Here is a 17,692-nt window from a genome sequence, read left to right on the forward strand (position 1 = left end):
AATGACTAAGCGCGGTAAATTCATCACTTTCGAAGGCATCGACGGCGCCGGAAAATCCACCCACATCGCCTATGTGGGCGAACTGGTCAAGGCGCGCGGCCTGGAACTGGTCAGCTCGCGCGAGCCGGGCGGCACGCCGCTGGGCGAGAAACTGCGCGAGCTGTGGCTGCACGAGGCCATGCACGTGGAAACCGAGACCCTGCTGGTGTTCGCCAGCCGCCGCGAGCACGTGGCACAGGTGATCGAGCCGGGCCTGGCGCGCGGCGCCTGGGTCATTTCCGACCGTTTCACCGACGCCAGCTTCGCCTATCAGGGCGGCGGCCGCGGCCTGAGCCGCGAAAAGCTGGAAACCCTGGCGCAGTGGGTCCATCCTGGCCTGGAGCCGGACCTGACCATCCTGTTCGACGTGCCGCTGGAAGTGGCGCGCGCCCGCCTGGACGCTACCCGCGACCTGGACCGCTTTGAGCGCGAGAAAGCCGACTTCTTCATGGCCACCCGCACCGAATACCTGCGCCGCGCCGCCGAAGCCCCGCACCGTTTCCGCGTGATCGATTCCACCCGCAGCATCGCCGACATCCAGGCCGAACTGGCCCAGATCGTAGGGGCGCTCGAATGAGCGGACACATCTATCCGTGGCAGCAGGGCGCCTGGCAGCAGCTGCAGCAACTGCGCCAGCGCATGCCGCATGCGATCCTGTTCCATGGCGCCAACGGCATCGGCAAGGCCGACTTTATCGAGCAGTTCGCCCAGGCCCTGCTGTGCGAAAACGCGCGCCCGGACGGCCATGCCTGCGGCGAATGCCCGAGCTGCGGCTGGTTCCTGCAGCAGAGCCATCCGGATTACCGCCGCGTGCGCCCGGAATCGATGGAGGACGAACCGTCCGAAGGCGAGGAGGGCGAAGACAAGAAGGCCGCCAAGAAAGCCCCTTCCAAAGAAATCAAGATCGAGCAGATCCGCGCGCTGTCGGATTTCATGAACATCTCGACCCACCGCCAGGGCCTGCGCGTGGTGGTGCTGTACCCGGCCGAGGCGCTGAATATGCCGGCCTCCAACGCCTTGCTGAAAACGCTGGAAGAACCGCCGCCAGGCACTGTCTTCCTACTGGCCTCCAACGGCCTGGACCGCGTGCTGCCGACCATCCTGTCGCGTTGCCGCAAGTTCGCCATGCCGATGCCGGCCCATGCCGAAGCGCTGGCCTGGCTCAAGGAGCAGGGCGTGCCGGACGCCGACAGCTGGCTGCGCGAGCAGGGCGGTTCGCCGCTGGCCGCCGCGGCTGCTTCCGAAACGGGCAACCGCGAAGAACTCGACGCTTTCCTGCAGTACCTGGCCCGTCCCAGCGTGGAAGCCGCACTGAAAACTGCAGATAAGCTGCAAAAAGTACCGCTCACAGCCCTGGTATCGTGGCAACAGCGCTGGCTTTACGATCTTTTTTCGTACAAACTGGCGGGAAACATCCGTTATTATCCCCGTTACCAGCGCGAGCTGGCCGGACTGGCCGACAAGGTGAACATCAGCCGCCTGATGGGAGCGATCAAGGGCGCCAACGACAGGCGCGCGACATCCGACCATCCACTGTCGCCGAAATTGTTTATTGAAGATATGCTTCTTGACTACACCGCTTGCTGTAGCTAAAGAAAGGAACTGAATGAGCGCAAGCCCAACCGATCCGAACACTGTGCCGCTGAACCGGCCCACGGTGCTGTCGCTGGCGATCAAGGAAAAGGCGGCCTTGTATGCGGCCTATATGCCTTTCCTGAAGCACGGCGGCATGTTCGTGCCGACGCAGAAGCCGTACAAGATTGGTGACGAAATCTACCTCTTGCTGACACTGATGGACGATCCGAACAAATACGCGATCGCCGGCAAGGTAGTCTGGATCACGCCTGCCGGCGCGGCCAACAACAAGACGCAGGGCATCGGTGTGCACTTCCCGGACGACGAGACCGGCACCCGCACCCGCCTGCGCATCGAAGAAATCCTGGGCGCCGCGCTGCGCTCGTCCCGTGCCACCCATACGCTTTGAATCAATGACGCAGTACCGCCACCGCATTGCCACGCTTGACGACCTGCCTGTCATCGTTGAGATCTACAACAGCACCATCGCTTCCCGCGAAGTCACTGCCGATACCGAGCCGGTATCGGTGGCGTCGCGCCTGCCGTGGTTCCATGACCACCAGCCGGAGCGCCGTCCGCTATGGGTGATTGAGGAAGTGGGCCGGGATGGCATCATCGGCTGGATTTCCTACTCGAATTTCTATGGCCGCCCGGCGTATTCCGGGACCGCCGAAGTCTCGATCTACATCCACGAAGCGTGGCGCGGCAAAGGCGTCGGCCGTTATGCCTTGCAGGAAGCGATCGATTTTGCGCCGCAGGTGAACGTGCATACCGTGCTCGGCTTCATCTTCGGCCACAACAAGCCGTCGTTGGCGCTGTTTGAGAAGTTTGGTTTCGAGACCTGGGCCAAGCTGCCGCGCGTCGCCAATCTCGATGGCATCGAGCGTGACCTGATCATCCTCGGCAAGCGCGTCGCATAATAGGCGCCGGGCGTCACAGTATGCCCGCCAGCCGGCCGATTATACCCAGCACGAGCGCCAGCACTGCGAGCAGCGTCGTAAACATCCATCGGAACTGCCGCTCACGCGCCGCGCGCTCTTCTGTGAATCCGCGCTCCATTGCGCTACGGAGGTCGCGCACTTCCTGTATCAGGGCGTGTTGCATTTCTTTCAAAACGGCAATATCTGTTTCGGCCTTGGCCATACGTTCCTCGATATCCATGTCGCCTCCGATGATCAGTTTCCGCTACTTTGGCTGAGCTGCCTTCTGGAGACTTTGATATTCGACAGGGCGTGGCGCGAAAAGTTCCCTGATAAAATGGCGGGATGTTTATTGACTCCCACTGCCATATCGACTTCCCGGAGCTGGCCGCCCGGATGCCTGAAATCCTCGCCAAGATGGCGGACAACAAAGTCAGCCACGCGCTGTGCGTCTCGGTCGACCTGCCGGACTTCCCGCGTGTACTGGCCCTGGCCGAGCAATACCCCCACATTTTCGCTTCCGTCGGCGTTCATCCCGACTATGAGGACACGCCGGAGCCGACCGTCGAGCAATTGGTCGAACTGGCCAAGCACCCGAAAATCGTCGCTATCGGCGAAACCGGCCTCGACTACTACCGCCTGGAAGGCGACCTCGAATGGCAGCGCGAGCGCTTCCGCACCCACATCCGCGCCTCGCGCGAATCGCGCAAGCCGCTGATCATCCACACGCGCTCGGCCTCGGAAGACACCATCCGCATCATGCGCGAGGAAGGTGCCGGCACCGATAACGGCGGCGTGGCAGGCGTCATGCACTGCTTTACCGAATCGCTGGAAGTGGCGCGCGCCTCGATGGAGCAGGGCTTCTACATTTCGTTCTCCGGCATCGTCACCTTCAAGAGCGCCAAGGAACTGCAGGCGGTGGCGCTGGAAGTGCCGCTGGAACGCATGCTGATCGAGACCGATTCTCCCTACCTGGCGCCGGTGCCATATCGCGGCAAGACCAACGAGCCCGGCTACGTCGCCCACGTGGCGGAATTCATCGCCAAGCTGAAGGGCGTCCCGGTCGAGCAAGTCGCCGAGCAGACTACGGCCAACTTCTTCGAGCTGTTCAAGGCTGCAGCCTGATGCAGCCACGCCGCGCCGCCAATCCCCGCCGCGCGGCGCTAGGCTACATGACGCGCCGCCTGGCGGCATTGGCCCTCGCACTGGCAGCCTCCGGCAGCCCAGCAGCGGCCAGTGCCGGGTCAAGCGCCGATGATGACGCCACCCGCTTCTTCCGCGCCATCCAGCTCGACGATGACCGCGCCGTGCGCACTGTCCTGGCACGCGGTCTCGACCCGAACATTGCCGATCCCGAGCGCGGCGAAACCGGCCTGATCCAGGCCATGCGCTACGACGCCATGAAGGTCGCCCAGCTCCTGCTGGCCCACCCCGGTCTGAGGATCGACCATGCCGCCCCCAACGGCAACACCGCCCTGATGATGGCGGCTTTTCAAAAGAACAAGCCCGCCGTCCTGGCGTTGTTAGAGAAGGGCGCCCAGATCAACCGTCCCGGCTGGACCGCCCTGCATTACGCCGCCGCGGCCGGCGACCTCGACATCATGAAGCTCCTGCTGGAACGCCACGCCTACATTGACGCCGAATCCCCCACCGGCATGACGCCCCTGATGCTGGCCGCCCGCGAGGGCATGGAAGACGCCGTCAAACTCCTGCTGCAGGAAGGCGCCGACGCCACCTTGAAGGACCGCGCCTGGGGCATCGATGCCGCCGAATTCGCCACCCGCGCGCAGAAACCCTGGATCACCGAGGCCATCCAGCGCCACCTTGGCAAGAAATAAAGCGGTAATTCCCTCTCATATCGTGCAAATGCCAGCCGCCGGCAGGGGAGACAATTCAACTGTCTAAAACCCACCGCGCCCGCCGCGCCCCCGCCATGCTGAACGAACGCGAAATTGAAAGCTGCTACCTGGGCCAGTTCATCCCTGTGCATTACCACCACAACATGCTGATGGATGCCAACCGCATGCACAATTTCAAAGCGGCCATCGATTACGCCGTGAAGCCGGGCATGAAGGTGCTGGAACTGGGCGGCGGCACCGGCGTGCTGTCCTTCTTCGCTGCGCAGAAGGCGAGCAAGGTCTACTGCGTGGAGTTCAATCCCGACATGGTGCAGGAAGCGCGCAAATTCCTGTCGATCAACAAGAACGGCGGACGGGTCGAAGTGATCCACGCCGACGCCTTTGAATACCTGCCGCCGGAACCGGTCGATGTGGTGATCTGCGAAATGATCCACGTCGCCATGCTGCGCGAGAAGCAGGTCGAGGTGATCGAGCACTTCAAACAGCGCTACCTGGAACGCTTTGGCGGCCCGTTGCCGGCCTTTATGCCGGAGGCGGTGCTGATGGCTGTCCAGCCGGTACAGCAGGAATACGATTTTGACGGCTTCCACGCCCCCATTGTCCAGTTCCAGCAACCCGGCCAGATCCAGAATGGCACGGTCGAACTGTCCCAACCGCAGGTCTATTCCCTGATCGACTTTACCCAGCCGAACGAGCTGCTGTACCGTTGGGAAGGCCAGTTCACCGCCGAGCGCGACGGCCAGCTGAATGCCCTGCGTTTCATCACCAAGAACATCCTGGCCGTAGTGCCCGAGCGCAACAGCACCATCGACTGGCTCAACCACTATATGACCCTGCCGCTGGCCGAACCGCTACAGCTGCACGCGGGCGAAACCGTCCAGGTCAGCTTCGCTTACCGTGCCGGGGGCCAGATCCAGTCGCTGCAGGCCAATATGCGTGCCACCGTGCTGAGGGTCGATACGGCTCTGCCAGCCTTCGCCGCTTGACCCCGATTTTTCGCCATCTGTCGCCCGAATCTGCATTTGGTCGCATGAGCGTTGTCCGGGCCGGACGTCCGCTTTAAAGTCGCCTCATGTTCAATAGGAGGTGATGGGATGTTCGGTTTCATCTTATGGTTGCTGCTGCTGTTCCTGTGCTGGCCTCTGGCGCTGATGGCACTGGTCCTGTATCCGTTCGTCTGGCTGCTGATGCTGCCGTTCCGGTTGCTTGGCATCGGGGTCGAAGCCGTGTTCGAGCTGCTGCGCGCGATTGTCATGCTGCCCGCCCGGGTGCTCGGCGGTTCCCCGCGATAAGGGCTAGAATGCGCGGATGACCAGTCCGCACCCTCACTTCAAGCCGGTAGAGCTCAAGCATGCCAGCCGGCTCATCAACCACGGTCCAACCGTGCTCGTCACCACAGCCCACGGACGGCAGCGCAATATCATGGCTGCCGCCTGGTCGATGCCGGTGGAATTCACCCCGCCGCGTATTGCCATCGTCATCGACAAGTCCACCTATACACGCGAGCTGATTGCGGCCAGCGGCGTATTCGCCGTGTGCATCCCCGGCGCCATGGCGGCCGACCTTACCTATGCCGTCGGCACCTCAAGCGGGCGTGGCGCCGATAAATTCGACCGGCTCGGCATCGAGTCCGTGCCGGCCCCGCTGACGGGCGTGCCGCTGCCGGTGGCGGGCTGCGTCGCCTGGCTTGAATGCAGGCTGATACCCGAGCCGCACACCGAGCAAGCCTATGACACCTGCTTTGCCGAAGTCCTGGGGGCGGCAGCGGACCAGCGTGTATTTTCTGATGGGCACTGGTCGTTCCGTGAAGATAATTCCGACCTGCACACCTTGCACCATCTCGGTGCCGGAAACTTTGCGCGGGCCAGTACCATGGTGAAAGCCCAACCGCTCCCTTGAATTCTTGTTGAGCCACCCAATCTTCGCTTTCCTGTTACTGATAGAATCGATGATGCCCGCAAGGCATCGTTCAAGGAGATTGTGATGAGCCGCAAGACACCTATCGAGCGTTACCGTAATATCGGCATTAGCGCCCACATCGACGCTGGTAAGACCACGACGACGGAGCGTATCCTGTTCTATACCGGGGTCAACCACAAGCTGGGTGAGGTGCACAATGGCGCCGCGACCATGGACTGGATGGAGCAGGAGCAGGAGCGCGGCATCACCATCACCTCGGCAGCCACCACCGCTTTCTGGAAAGGCATGGGCGGCAATTTCCCCGAGCACCGCATCAATATCATCGACACGCCGGGTCACGTCGACTTCACGATTGAAGTCGAACGCTCGATGCGCGTGCTCGATGGCGCCGTCATGGTCTACGATTCCGTGGGCGGCGTGCAGCCGCAATCGGAAACCGTGTGGCGCCAGGCGAACAAGTACAAAGTACCGCGCCTGGCATTCGTCAACAAGATGGACCGCGTCGGTGCCGACTTCTTCCGCGTGCAGCAGCAGATCAAGGACCGCTTGAAGGGTACTGCTGTGCCCATCCAGATTCCCATCGGCGCCGAAGAAAACTTCCACGGCGTGGTGGACCTGGTGAAGATGCGCGCCATCATGTGGGACGACGAGACGCTTGGCGTCAAGTTCACCTACGAAGATATCCCCGCCAACTTGCAGGAGCTGGCGCAGAAGTGGCACGACCATATGGTGGAAGCCGCCGCTGAAGCAACGCCCGAGCTGACGGAAAAATACCTGAACGGCGAGACCCTGAGCGAAGACGAGATCAAGACCGCGCTGCGGGCGCGCACCATCCGCAACGAGATCGTGCCGATGCTGGCCGGCAGCGCCTTCAAGAACCGCGGCGTGCAGGCCATGCTGGACGCGGTGATCGAGTACCTGCCGTCGCCGGTCGACGTGCCGGCGATTGCCGGCCATGATGAAGACGACAAGGAGATCGAGCGCCATCCCTCGGATGACGAGCCGTTCTCTGCGCTCGCCTTCAAGATCATGACCGATCCTTTCGTTGGGCAGCTGACGTTCTTCCGCGTGTACTCGGGCATCGTGAACTCGGGCGACACGGTCTATAACCCGACCAAATCGCAAAAGGAGCGCCTGGGCCGCATTCTGCAGATGCACGCCAACGAGCGCAAGGAAATCAAGGAAGTGTTCGCGGGCGATATTGCGGCGGCGGTGGGGCTGAAGAACGTCACCACCGGCGACACGCTGAGTGCGCCGGACCACGTCATCATCCTGGAAAAGATGGTCTTCCCCGAGCCTGTGATTTCGCAGGCGGTGGAACCGAAGACCAAGGCCGACCAGGAGAAGATGGCGGTGGCGCTGAACCGGCTGGCGCAGGAGGATCCATCGTTCCGCGTCCACACCGACGAGGAATCGGGCCAGACCATCATGTCCGGCATGGGCGAGCTGCACCTGGAAATCCTGGTGGACCGCATGCGGCGCGAGTTCAGCGTGGAAACCACGGTGGGCAAGCCGCAGGTGGCGTACCGCGAAACCATCCAGAAAGCGGTCAGCGATATCGAGGGCAAATTCATCAAGCAGTCCGGCGGCAAGGGCCAGTACGGCCACGTGGTGCTGAAACTGGAACCGATGGAAGCTGGCAAAGGCTTTGAGTTCGTGGATGCGATCAAGGGCGGGGTGGTGCCGCGCGAATTCATCCCGGCGGTGGAAAAGGGCATCCGCGAGACGCTGAATTCAGGCGTGCTGGCGGGCTACCCGGTGGTCGACGTGCGCGCCACGCTGACCTTCGGCTCATACCACGACGTGGACTCGAACGAGAACGCCTTCCGCATGGCCGGCTCGATGGCCTTCAAGGAAGGCATGCGCAAGGCCGACGCCCAGCTGCTGGAGCCGATGATGCACGTGGAAGTGGAAACGCCCGAAGAATTCATGGGCAATGTGATGGGCGACCTGACCACCCGGCGCGGCATGGTGCAGGGCATGGACGAAATACCGGGCGGTGGCGGCAAGCAGATCCGCGCGCTGGTGCCGTTGGCTGAGATGTTCGGGTATTCGACTTCGCTGCGCTCGCTGACGCAGGGCAGGGCGACCTATACCATGGAGTTCCAGCACTACGCCGCGGTGCCGAAGCATATCCTCGACCAGGTGGCGACGGCGCGCGCCGCCCCGCGGCATTAAGCTGCTTCGAGCAGGGCCGCGAATTCGTCGGCCGGGACAGGGTGGCCATACAGGTAGCCCTGTCCCTGTTCGCAGCGCAGCAGCTTGAGCAGCTTGGCTTCCTCTTCCGTTTCGATGCCTTCGGCCACCACCTTCAGGTCCAGGTTGTGCGCCAGCGAGACCACGGTGCTGACCAGGCCCATATAGCCTGCGTCCTGCGACATGCGGGTGACGAAGGAACGGTCGATCTTCATCACATCCACCGGCAGGCTGACCAGGTAGGACAGCGAGGAGTAGCCGGTGCCGAAATCGTCGATCGCCACCGGCACGTCCAGTGCACGCACCTTGCTCAGGATTTCGACCACGCGGTCGTGGTCCGACACCAGCGAACTTTCAGTGATCTCGATCGACAGCGGCTGATTGTCGGCGCCCGCCGTGTGCAGCGCATGCTCGATATCGCTGAACAGCGAATCGCAGCGGAACTGGGCCGGCGCCACGTTGACCGCAATTTGCGGCGGCACCAGGCCCGCATCGTGCCAGGCACGCCAGTCCTGCATGGCGCGCTGCATGACCTGGCGGCCGACGGCGATCACCAGGCCGGTACGTTCCAGTTCGGGCACGAATTCGGCCGGCGACACCAGCCCGCGCTGCGGATGGCGCCAGCGCACCAGTGCTTCGGCGCCGGTCAGCTTGCCGGTGCGCAGGTCGATCTTCGGCTGGTAGAAGTTGACGAACTCCTGGCGCTCCAGGGCATCCCGCAATTCCACTTCAAGGCTGATCTGGCGCGCCACCACGCGGTCCGCGGCGCGGTCGTACTGGCCGAAACGCAGGTCGAGGTCGCGCGCAGCGGCCAGGGCATCCCATGCCTTGACCAGCAATTCGTCGGCGGTGGTGCCGTCGTCGGGCAAGGCCGCGGCGCCGGCGTTGATGGTGCACCAGATCTTGTGTTCCTTGACCTGGTAGGCGCCCTGCAGCATCGGCACGGCTGTTTCATGGATGAATTCAGCCGCAGTCTGGGTGCCGTGCGCCGGCAGGAAAATGGCGAAGCGGCCGACGCCGACATGGGCCAGCAGCATGCTTTCCGCGATCACCGAACGCAGGCGCTGGGCGATATGCCGCATCAGGCCCACCGCTGCGGCATTGCCGTAGGCGGAGCTGATTTCGTCAAAACGGTTGATGTTCAGCAGCAGCACGGTGCCGCGTGCATCGGAGGCGGCCAGGGCGGCGATTTCCTCTTCGAATTGCAAGCGGCTCGGCAGGCCGGACAGCACATTGGTGCGGGCCAGGCGGTGCATTTCCTGCGCATTGACCAGGCGCTCAATGCCGTAGCTCAGTTCGTTGCTCAATTCGCCGGCGCGTTCACGGTAGAAGGCGTCGAAATGCTGTTCGCGGCGCGAGTAGAAGGTGGCGACACCCCACGGCTGGTTATTGACGAACAGCGGTACCGCCATGCAGGAGGCGATCTCATGTCCCTTGCGCGAACCGGACTGCACACGGCCGGTGGCCATCACGTGCAGCGCCAGTTCGGCGGCCAGCCAGTCCGGCGGGGTCTCGCCGTGATGCCAATGGCGTTCCTGGCCCTCGCGGCTGGCGGAAGCATACAGGACCAGCCTGCCATCGTCGTCCTTGCGCGAAATGGCGGCACAATCCAGCCCCGGCTGGTGGGCGGCCAGGCGGCAGGCGTCCAGGCACAGCTGTTCCAGCGTGCGTGAGCGCGGGATCAGGGCGCTCAGTCGCGACAGCAGGACGTAGAAATTATCGTGGCGGATCAGGGCGCGTTCTTTCTCCACCTCGGTGGTGACATCGATGGCCGAACCGCCAGTGAAGGATTCGCCGTTCACATGGATGGGAAATTTGTGCACCAGCCAGTGGCGGCGCCCCTCGTCCGTGGTTTCCATGGTCTTGGTGACGTCCGGGTTGTCCAATGCACCTTCCTGGCCCTCCAGGCAGCTGCCCATGACGAAGGAGCCCTCGGCATCCTTGATCCAAAGCGGTGCCGGCGCGTGCTCGGCAAATCCGGCCAGGAATCCGTTGGCGCGGGCCAGGCCGTGGCGCAGCTCCTCCTGGGCCAACGCGTTCTGCGCGACGTCGGCCAGGGCGCTGCGCTGCTCATCAGTGGCGTGCTCAGGCAGGTAGGAGAGGAGGGTGTGCTCATCCATCAGGTCTTCCAGCGGGACGTCCTTTCCGCAAATGAAGCGTGCCAGGCGTTGCAGCCCGGCAAATGGGCTGGCCTGCAGTTGCTCGATGGATGCGCGGTTGTTCATTGGAATCACATCAGCTTGAACTTGAGCTGGACCGAAAAGGCGCCATGCAAACGTTCCTTGTATGTAGGTACGATAGCAAAATTAACGCCGACGCGTTGGTATTCAATGCTGGCTACTGGAATGGCGGCCAGGAACCAGCCGCCGTCGCGCATTTTGGGGTAGCCGTTAAAGCCGCCGATGACGGCGCCCAGCCTGAGCGGGCCCAGCGCCCATGGCTGATAGTAGATGCCGGCGTAATTCGACATCCGGCGGTCGCTATTGTGGAAACGCCCGGCGGTGGCCGAAGCGACGCTGGTGAAACGGTATTCGACACCCAGGCCCGGATTGGTGTCATCGAAACCTTTGTCGCGCTGGAAGTGATACGAATAGAAGCCGGGATTTACCCAAAGCTCGGATAAAGGCTGGCTGCCGATGGTCGTGAAGGTGTCGGCCAGGACCGGCGACGACAGGGCAGCAAAAGTAGCCCCGAGCAAAAGCTTTTTCATTTATTTCCACAAAATAATGACTGCTTTTTAATTATAGCCTTTGTGTCAATTCTTACGATTTCAATTGCGCTCCCCAGCATGAACAAATTGTAAAATTGTTGTTATTAAGTCATCCCCATCAACGGGCTTGGCGACGAAACCGTTCATCCCGGCGGCATCGCATTCGGCGCGCTCGCCGAGGGTCACGCCGGCGCTCATGGCCAGCACCGGCAGGTCAAGCTTGAGCTCACGCCGGATATGTTGGGTCGCCGCAAATCCATCCATGACCGGCATCTGCACGTCCATCAGGACCAGGTCGACCGGGGTCTTGCCTTCACGCAGGAAATGCACCGCCTGTTCGCCATTCTCGGCGATGTGGACGCTGGCGCCGACCGCTTCGAGCATGCTGCGCGCCACCAGCTGATTCAAGGCATTGTCTTCCGCCAACAGGATGGACAAACCTTCCAGCGCTTTGCTGCCGGAGGTGAACGCACCTTTGGGCGGCGGCGCCACACTGGCGGCCGCCGGGCGCGGCGCGGGCTGGGCCACCGTATTTTCCGGCGTACCGGACAGGGCATGGAACAGGGCGGAACGCGTCAGGGGCCGCAGCAGTTCCGGGTCGTGGCCCGGAGTGGGGTCGGTCTGTTCGAAGCGGCTGCGCAGGCTGATCCGGTTTGGCACGCCGGATTTGCGCGCTGCGTCGGCAAGACGGAAGTCGTACACCAGCAGCTGGTAGCGGGCAGCCTGGACAGCATGCTGGATGCCGTCTGCATTCACCACCGTATCGCAGCGCCAGCCCCAGCGCTTTGCCAGCTGCACCATGTCGTCGTGCATTGCATCGCTCGGGTCGGCGTACAGCACGCGCCAATTGCTGCGGTCCCCGCCCAATACATACGGGTCGGGTAGCTTGCCCTCCCGCAGCGGCATGCGGAAGGTGAAGGTGGTGCCACGGCCCGGTGTGCTCACGACTTCAATGGTACCGCCCATCATTTGGCACAGGCGGTGCGAAATGGCCAGGCCCAGGCCGGTACCGCCATAGCGGCGCGCCATCGATGCATCGGCCTGGCTGAAGGGGGCAAACAGGCGCTGCAGTTGCTCGGCGCTGATGCCAATGCCGGTATCGCTGACTTCCCAGCGCAAAATGCCGGGTGAGGCCGGATCGCGGCTGGCATGCACGCTGACCGTGCCTTTCTCGGTGAATTTCAGGGCGTTGCTGACCAGGTTGAGCAGGATCTGCTGGATGCGCTGGGCATCGCCGTGCAGGGACAGCGGCACATCCGCTTCCACGTTGAGGGACAGCTCCAGCCCTTTTTCTGCCTGGGTCATGGCCATGACGGCTGCCAGCGCGCCCAGCACGTCATCGATCAGGAAATCGTCGTCCGCCAGTTCCAGCTTGTTGGCTTCGATCTTTGAGAAGTCCAGTACGTCGTTCAGCAAGGCCAGCAGCGAGCGGCCGGCGCCCGATACCATGTCAAGGTACTGGCGCTGTTCCGCGTTCAAGGGGGTACGGCCCAGGATCTGGCTGAGGCCAAGCACCGCGTTCATCGGCGTGCGCAGTTCGTGGCTGATATTCGCAACAAAGGCGCTCTTGGCCGCACTGGCCGATTCGGCCTGCGTCTTGGCGTCGTTCAACTCCTTTTCGGCGGCCTTTTCTGCGGTGACGTCACGCAGGATCATGGCGTAGCCGATGCAGCGCTCATGGTCGTCGCGCACCGGATAGAGCTGGGTCAGGGCCAGGAAAGTGCTGCCATCCTGGCGGCGGCGCAAGGCGGTTGCCTCATCCTGCCCGTGTTCCAGCGCCAGGGTCATGCTGGTGATGGCATCGCCTTCGGCCAGCAGCAACTGCAGTGGCTGGCCGACAATATCCCTGCTGCGGTAGCCGAACAGCTTCTCAGCGCCTTCATTCCAGGTGGTGACGGTGCCGTTCGGGTCGAGCAGTACGATGGCATGGTTGCGGATGTGCGAAGTCAGGAGTTTGAATCGGGCCTCCGATTCTTCCAGGCTGGCCGTTTGCTGTTCCAGCTGCCTGGCCGACTGGTCCTTGGCGCGCAGCGCCGCGATCCGTTCGCGCACCAGGTTGCGGGCGGTGCCAAAGAACAGCAGGCTGATCAAGGTGCCCATCACCAGCACCAGGAAGGACTTGCCCTGGTCTACGCTGGCGTCGAACAGGGCGGTGGGGCGGATGCTGAGGGACCAGGTTTGTCCGTTATCGCCGATCGGGATCTGTTGCACGCTGGCCAGGCGGGTGAAACTCTGGCCTTCGCCCGGGCGGGTGCTGGTGTACATCAACTGGCCCCTGGTGTCCTGGAAATGGACGTCGAGCCTGACCTCGCGCAGCCCGTCGCCGAACATGCCCTGCATCAGGTCGCCCATACGGAAGGGGCTATACACAAAGCCGAGCAATTCACGGCGGCCCGCGCTGTTAGCGGCATAGACTGGGTTGAAGACCAGGAAACCGACCTGCTTCGGGCCGCTGATTTCCTGCACCAGGGTAATGGGCCCGCTGGCGGTCATCCTGCCGCTTTGCATGGCGGCGACCAGGGCATCGCGCCGGGTCGGTTCGGACATCATGTCGTAGCCGATGGCGAACAGGTTACGCTCGTTACGCGGCTCAAGGAACATGATGGCCGCATAAAGCTCGCGTTTCCCCGCGGGCCAGATTCGGACTTCCTTTTCCAGTTCGGCAGCCGCACCGCCGGGAGCGAAACGGGCAAAGCCGACGCCGAGCACGCCGGGATACTGCTTTTGCATGTCCAGTCCGGCCACGAAACGGTGCCATTCTTCGCGCTCGACACTGAGCGAGGCATCGAACAGGGCGCTGCCAGCGCGCAGCAGTGATTCGTAGGATTCGAGCCGGATGCGGATGGTTTCGCGCACATTGTCGGCCGCCCGCTGGAAGCGTTCGCGCGTACGGGATTCGGTATCGGCGGTGATCCAGCCCCAGGCAGCGACGGTAATGGCCATGCATGCCAGCAGCGTCATGATCGGGGTCCACACATAGCCTTCCGACAGGGCCGGGTCATCCTCCGTTGCCAACACCAGGGCCAGGATACTGCTGATGGCAAGGAAGGTACACAACGAGAGCAGGGAATGGTGCAGGACGCCGGAGACGAACGGCCCATGGTCCATCACGGTGGCCGGTATCGCAATGCCGGCGATGACAGCCAGGGCAGCACGGATCATGGAGCGCCAGCGCTTGACCGCAGCCAGCCCAAGGAACAGCAGCAGGGCGTATGGCAGGTACTGGTTGACCTGGAGACGCGAGTCGCTCATGAAGACCGCCAGCGTTGCCGCTGCCAGCGTGGCAAGGAACACTATCTGCGCAGGCTTCAGCGAGGGCCAGGCGGGGCGGGAGGGAATCGCCATCGCCAATGGCGCCAATAGCAGCAGCCCAAGGAAGTCGCCGGTCCACCAGGTAGCGATCACCTGCGTGCCCAGTTCCGGCGGGATGATGCCAGACAGGCGCAACGTCAGCATGCCCACGGCGGCCGAAGCCAGCGCCGCAATGGCAATCGAGCCGCCAAACTTGTACACCTCGCGCTGGGCTTGCAGCTCAAGCTTCTCGATGCGGAAGCGGCGCATCAGCCAGTCGGCAACCAGTGCTTCAGCGGTGTTGCCGATAGCAATACTGAGGGATGCGGCGCACAGGACCGGAAACGATGCGGCCTGGTTATTGACGAAGACGGCAAGGTTGGCGGCAAACGCGCCGATGAGAATTGCAGGCCACAAATGGCGGCCAAACCGCAACAGCAGTACCAAGGCGAGTCCGGAAGGCGGCCATACCGGGCTGGCGTTGCTTTGCGCCAGTGCCAGCATCAGGCCGAGGCGTGCCAGCAGATAATATGCCCCCGCAGCGAGCAGCAAGGCTGTGAGCGTGCGGAGGCGAGAGGGCATGTTTGGGTGGGCAGGTCGATGGTGCTGCCTTTATATCACAGGGCTGTTATGCGGGGTTGAAATGATCGTGTAACAATTGCCTCGTAGCATTAAGGAATGCATGTCACTCCTGAAAATCGAATTCGCTTGCGCGCCACGGTGTTTGGCAAGACCAATGCCGGCCGCGCAGAACTAGGCCAGCGCAGCGCCGAACTGTCGGCACGCCAGCGCTCGGTGCTGATCCTGCTCGATGGCCAGAAAGCATTGGGCGAAATAGATACCTGGCTGCCTGAAGACGAAATGCTGGAAGCGGTGGAAGCCTTGCTGCGCAAAGGGCTGGCCGGTATCGCGTCGGCACCGCCGCGCGCTGCGGCGCCAACTCCGGCCCCCGTCCCGCCCCCCAGTGTGGCGATCGAACCGGCCGTCGCCGCTGCGCGCGAACTGATGGTCGCCGCCGCAAAAAAGCATCTCGGCCTGCTGGCCGCCGATCTTATCCGCCGCATCGAGCAGGCGCGCGACGAGAGCCAGCTGGCCGGGGTGATCGGCCTCTGGCACGTCACGTTAAGGGAATCGAAGACCGGCAAGCCCTGCGCTGAGGGCTTGCTGGCGGAAGCGCGCGGCTTACTGCGGACGCTTGCGGTGGAACACTAAGGGGCTGTAAGGCACAGCCGATGGAGGCGGGGAGTTCAGGATACCCGGCTTGATGGCGCCGACCACGTGCATCTCGCACGGCTTGCAGTCGAATTTCAAGGTATAGGTATGGTCGCCGCTGACCAGCGTCATCGGCTCGGCCTTCACCTGGCCTTGTACGCCTTGCACGCCCTTGGCCTGTTTCGGGCACAGGTTGAACGAGAAGCGCAGGCAGTGCTTGGTGATCATCAGCGGTACTTCGCCGGCTTCCTCGTGCGATTCGTAGGCGGCGGCAATCAGCTGCACGCCGTGCTTGTGATAGAACTCGCGCGCCTTCTCGTTATAGACGTTGGCCAGGTAGCTCAGTTGGGTATCCGGATAGATGGCACGCGGCTCCGCCGGCGCCTTGCGCTCCGGACGCTGCCAGGCCGCCAGGCGCGCCGCCTCGTGCGCCGCCACGGCGTCGCGGCGCAGGGCATTGATCACGGAGGATGGAACAAACCAGGCTTGCGACAGTTTGAGTTCGACATGGTCGGCCACGAACATGGTGTTACCCATCTTGGCCAGGCTCGCGCGCAGTCCGCTTTCAGCCTGCTCCGCATTCTGAGCCGGCTGCAATTCGATGGCCGCGTCGGTGGTGGAAACGATGCCGTCTTCGTCGACGATGGACAGGCGCAGGCCGCCAGCCTGTTCGGACAGCGTCAGCTGCAGGCCCACATGGCGTTCGGAGGATTTCTTGTGCAGCGCCGCTTCCCACTGGTGGTCGCGGTTGCGCATGATCACAGTGCCAACCTTCAGGCCCGGCAGGGTCGCCAGCGGCTCGTTCGGGAAAACGCGCCAGCGCTGGCCGTCCTCCGTATCGCCCAGCTTTTCAGCCTTGTTGGCCTGGATACCGACCGTGGTGCGCTTGTTCATGTAGTTCAGGCCATCGCCATTCGCCATCGGCGCGTTGGTGATGACGTCGATATGGTCGCCGCCGATGCGCACCACGGCGCCCAGCTCAACGCCCACATATTTCGGCGAGTCGAAGGCGCCGATATCGCCCTGGCGGCCATTGGCGAAGTAGTCGGTATGGCCGCGGTGGAAGGTCTTGTCCACGTCCGGCGTGAACAGCACGCGGGTGCGACCGCTGCCGGCACGCGCGAACTCCGGACGGCGCTCCAGCAGCTCGTCGAGCAGCAGGCGGTAATTGGCCGTGATGTTCTTCACATAGCTCATATCCTTGTAGCGGCCTTCGATCTTGAAGGAGCGGATACCGGCATCGACCAGTGCTTCCATATTGGCGCTCTGGTCGTTGTCCTTCATCGACAGCAGGTGCTTTTCAAACGCCACCACGCGGCCCTGGTTGTCGGACAGCGTGTATGGCAGGCGGCAGGCCTGCGAGCAATCGCCGCGGTTTGCGCTGCGGCCGGTGTCGGCGTGCGAGATGTAGCACTGGCCCGAGAAAGCCACGCACAGTGCGCCGTGCACGAAGTATTCGAGCGGAGTATCGACTTCCGCGCGGATCTGCTTGATCTTGTCGAGGGTTAGCTCGCGCGCCAGCACCAGCTGCGAGAAGCCTACGTCGCCGAGGAACTTCGCCTTTTCCACGGTGCGGATGTCGCACTGGGTGGAGGCATGCAGCTGGATCGGCGGCAGGTCCATTTCCAGCAGGCCCATGTCCTGGATGATCAAAGCATCGACGCCGGCTTCGTACAGCTGCCAGATCTGCTTGCGGGCCAGTTCGAGCTCGGAGTCGTGCATGATCGTGTTCATGGTCACGAAGATGCGCGAGCGGTAGCGATGGGCGAATTCCACCAGCGAGGAAATATCCTCGATCGGGTTGCTGGCGTTATGGCGGGCGCCGAAGGCAGGGCCGCCGATATACACGGCATCGGCGCCGTGCAGGATAGCTTCGCGGCCAATTTCCGCAGTTTTGGCTGGCGCCAGCAGTTCGAGCTCGTGATCAAGCAAAGACATTCTGAATAACCCTACATTTGCAAGGGGAGATA

Annotated in this window: 16 protein-coding genes; 11 read left to right on the forward strand and 5 right to left on the reverse strand. The window is 62.8% G+C overall.

Annotated features, from left to right (window positions below; genetic code table 11):
- The first annotated feature begins 1 nt into the window (after position 1).
- The 4 genes from tmk to AAHE99_RS10030 are packed head-to-tail and all read left to right on the forward strand — an operon-like array spanning position 2 to position 2,534.
- Positions 2 to 616 carry a dTMP kinase gene (gene tmk / locus AAHE99_RS10015; protein WP_342116911.1) on the forward strand — a complete coding sequence of 205 codons (615 nt, stop codon included), beginning with the start codon at positions 2 to 4 and terminating at the stop codon, positions 614 to 616.
- A complete protein-coding gene (locus AAHE99_RS10020; RefSeq protein WP_342116912.1) occupies positions 613 to 1,632 on the forward strand; it encodes a DNA polymerase III subunit delta' in 1,020 nt (339 codons plus the stop codon). The genes tmk and AAHE99_RS10020 overlap by 4 nt, the downstream gene beginning before the upstream one ends.
- 13 nt (positions 1,633 to 1,645) lie before the next feature.
- Positions 1,646 to 2,023: a PilZ domain-containing protein gene (locus AAHE99_RS10025; protein ID WP_161026870.1), complete on the forward strand. Its 378-nt coding sequence runs from the start codon at positions 1,646 to 1,648 to the stop codon at positions 2,021 to 2,023.
- A 4-nt stretch (positions 2,024 to 2,027) separates the two neighbouring features.
- Entirely contained in the window at positions 2,028 to 2,534 is a 507-nt protein-coding gene (locus AAHE99_RS10030; RefSeq protein WP_342116914.1) for a GNAT family N-acetyltransferase, read from the forward strand.
- A 13-nt stretch (positions 2,535 to 2,547) separates the two neighbouring features.
- On the opposite strand, the gene AAHE99_RS10035 is transcribed toward AAHE99_RS10030, so the two are convergent.
- Complete coding sequence (locus tag AAHE99_RS10035) at positions 2,548 to 2,775, reverse strand: hypothetical protein (RefSeq protein ID WP_342116916.1); 228 nt, start codon at positions 2,773 to 2,775, stop codon at positions 2,548 to 2,550.
- A 104-nt stretch (positions 2,776 to 2,879) separates the two neighbouring features.
- On the opposite strand from AAHE99_RS10035, the gene AAHE99_RS10040 reads away from it, so the two are divergent.
- From AAHE99_RS10040 to fusA, 6 genes are all read left to right on the forward strand, one after another.
- Positions 2,880 to 3,659: a TatD family hydrolase gene (locus AAHE99_RS10040; protein WP_342116917.1), complete on the forward strand. Its 780-nt coding sequence runs from the start codon at positions 2,880 to 2,882 to the stop codon at positions 3,657 to 3,659.
- Positions 3,659 to 4,372: an ankyrin repeat domain-containing protein gene (locus AAHE99_RS10045; RefSeq protein ID WP_342116918.1), complete on the forward strand. Its 714-nt coding sequence runs from the start codon at positions 3,659 to 3,661 to the stop codon at positions 4,370 to 4,372. The genes AAHE99_RS10040 and AAHE99_RS10045 overlap by 1 nt, the downstream gene beginning before the upstream one ends.
- Positions 4,373 to 4,467: 95 nt before the next feature.
- Complete coding sequence (locus AAHE99_RS10050; protein WP_342116919.1) at positions 4,468 to 5,379, forward strand: methyltransferase domain-containing protein; 912 nt, start codon at positions 4,468 to 4,470, stop codon at positions 5,377 to 5,379.
- Between the two features lie 108 nt (positions 5,380 to 5,487).
- Positions 5,488 to 5,685, forward strand: coding sequence for a hypothetical protein (locus AAHE99_RS10055; protein ID WP_342116920.1), 198 nt, complete (start codon positions 5,488 to 5,490; stop codon positions 5,683 to 5,685).
- A 16-nt stretch (positions 5,686 to 5,701) separates the two neighbouring features.
- The gene (locus tag AAHE99_RS10060) at positions 5,702 to 6,292 is read left to right on the forward strand and encodes a flavin reductase family protein (protein ID WP_342116921.1); all 591 of its coding nucleotides are present in this window, start codon (positions 5,702 to 5,704) and stop codon (positions 6,290 to 6,292) included.
- Positions 6,293 to 6,376: 84 nt separating this feature from the next.
- Positions 6,377 to 8,491, forward strand: coding sequence for an elongation factor G (gene fusA, locus AAHE99_RS10065; RefSeq protein WP_342116922.1), 2,115 nt, complete (start codon positions 6,377 to 6,379; stop codon positions 8,489 to 8,491).
- Here fusA and AAHE99_RS10070 read toward each other — a convergent pair.
- The 3 genes from AAHE99_RS10070 to AAHE99_RS10080 are packed head-to-tail and all read right to left on the reverse strand — an operon-like array spanning position 8,488 to position 15,092.
- Positions 8,488 to 10,734, reverse strand: coding sequence for a putative bifunctional diguanylate cyclase/phosphodiesterase (locus tag AAHE99_RS10070; protein WP_342116923.1), 2,247 nt, complete (start codon positions 10,732 to 10,734; stop codon positions 8,488 to 8,490). The two genes, fusA and AAHE99_RS10070, sit on opposite strands and share 4 nt — an antisense overlap.
- A 5-nt stretch (positions 10,735 to 10,739) precedes the next feature.
- Entirely contained in the window at positions 10,740 to 11,219 is a 480-nt protein-coding gene (locus AAHE99_RS10075; protein ID WP_342116924.1) for a hypothetical protein, read from the reverse strand.
- A gap of 60 nt (positions 11,220 to 11,279) precedes the next feature.
- Positions 11,280 to 15,092: a CHASE domain-containing protein gene (locus AAHE99_RS10080; protein WP_342116926.1), complete on the reverse strand. Its 3,813-nt coding sequence runs from the start codon at positions 15,090 to 15,092 to the stop codon at positions 11,280 to 11,282.
- Positions 15,093 to 15,188: 96 nt separating this feature from the next.
- On the opposite strand from AAHE99_RS10080, the gene AAHE99_RS10085 reads away from it, so the two are divergent.
- Complete coding sequence (locus tag AAHE99_RS10085; protein WP_342116927.1) at positions 15,189 to 15,722, forward strand: hypothetical protein; 534 nt, start codon at positions 15,189 to 15,191, stop codon at positions 15,720 to 15,722.
- On the opposite strand, the gene AAHE99_RS10090 is transcribed toward AAHE99_RS10085, so the two are convergent.
- Positions 15,693 to 17,660 carry a peptidase U32 family protein gene (locus AAHE99_RS10090; RefSeq protein ID WP_342116930.1) on the reverse strand — a complete coding sequence of 656 codons (1,968 nt, stop codon included), beginning with the start codon at positions 17,658 to 17,660 and terminating at the stop codon, positions 15,693 to 15,695. The two genes, AAHE99_RS10085 and AAHE99_RS10090, sit on opposite strands and share 30 nt — an antisense overlap.
- Positions 17,661 to 17,692: the final 32 nt, after the last annotated feature.

It is taken from the genome of Pseudoduganella sp. OTU4001 (genome assembly GCF_038440195.1).
Classification (GTDB): Bacteria; Pseudomonadota; Gammaproteobacteria; order Burkholderiales; family Burkholderiaceae_D; genus Rugamonas.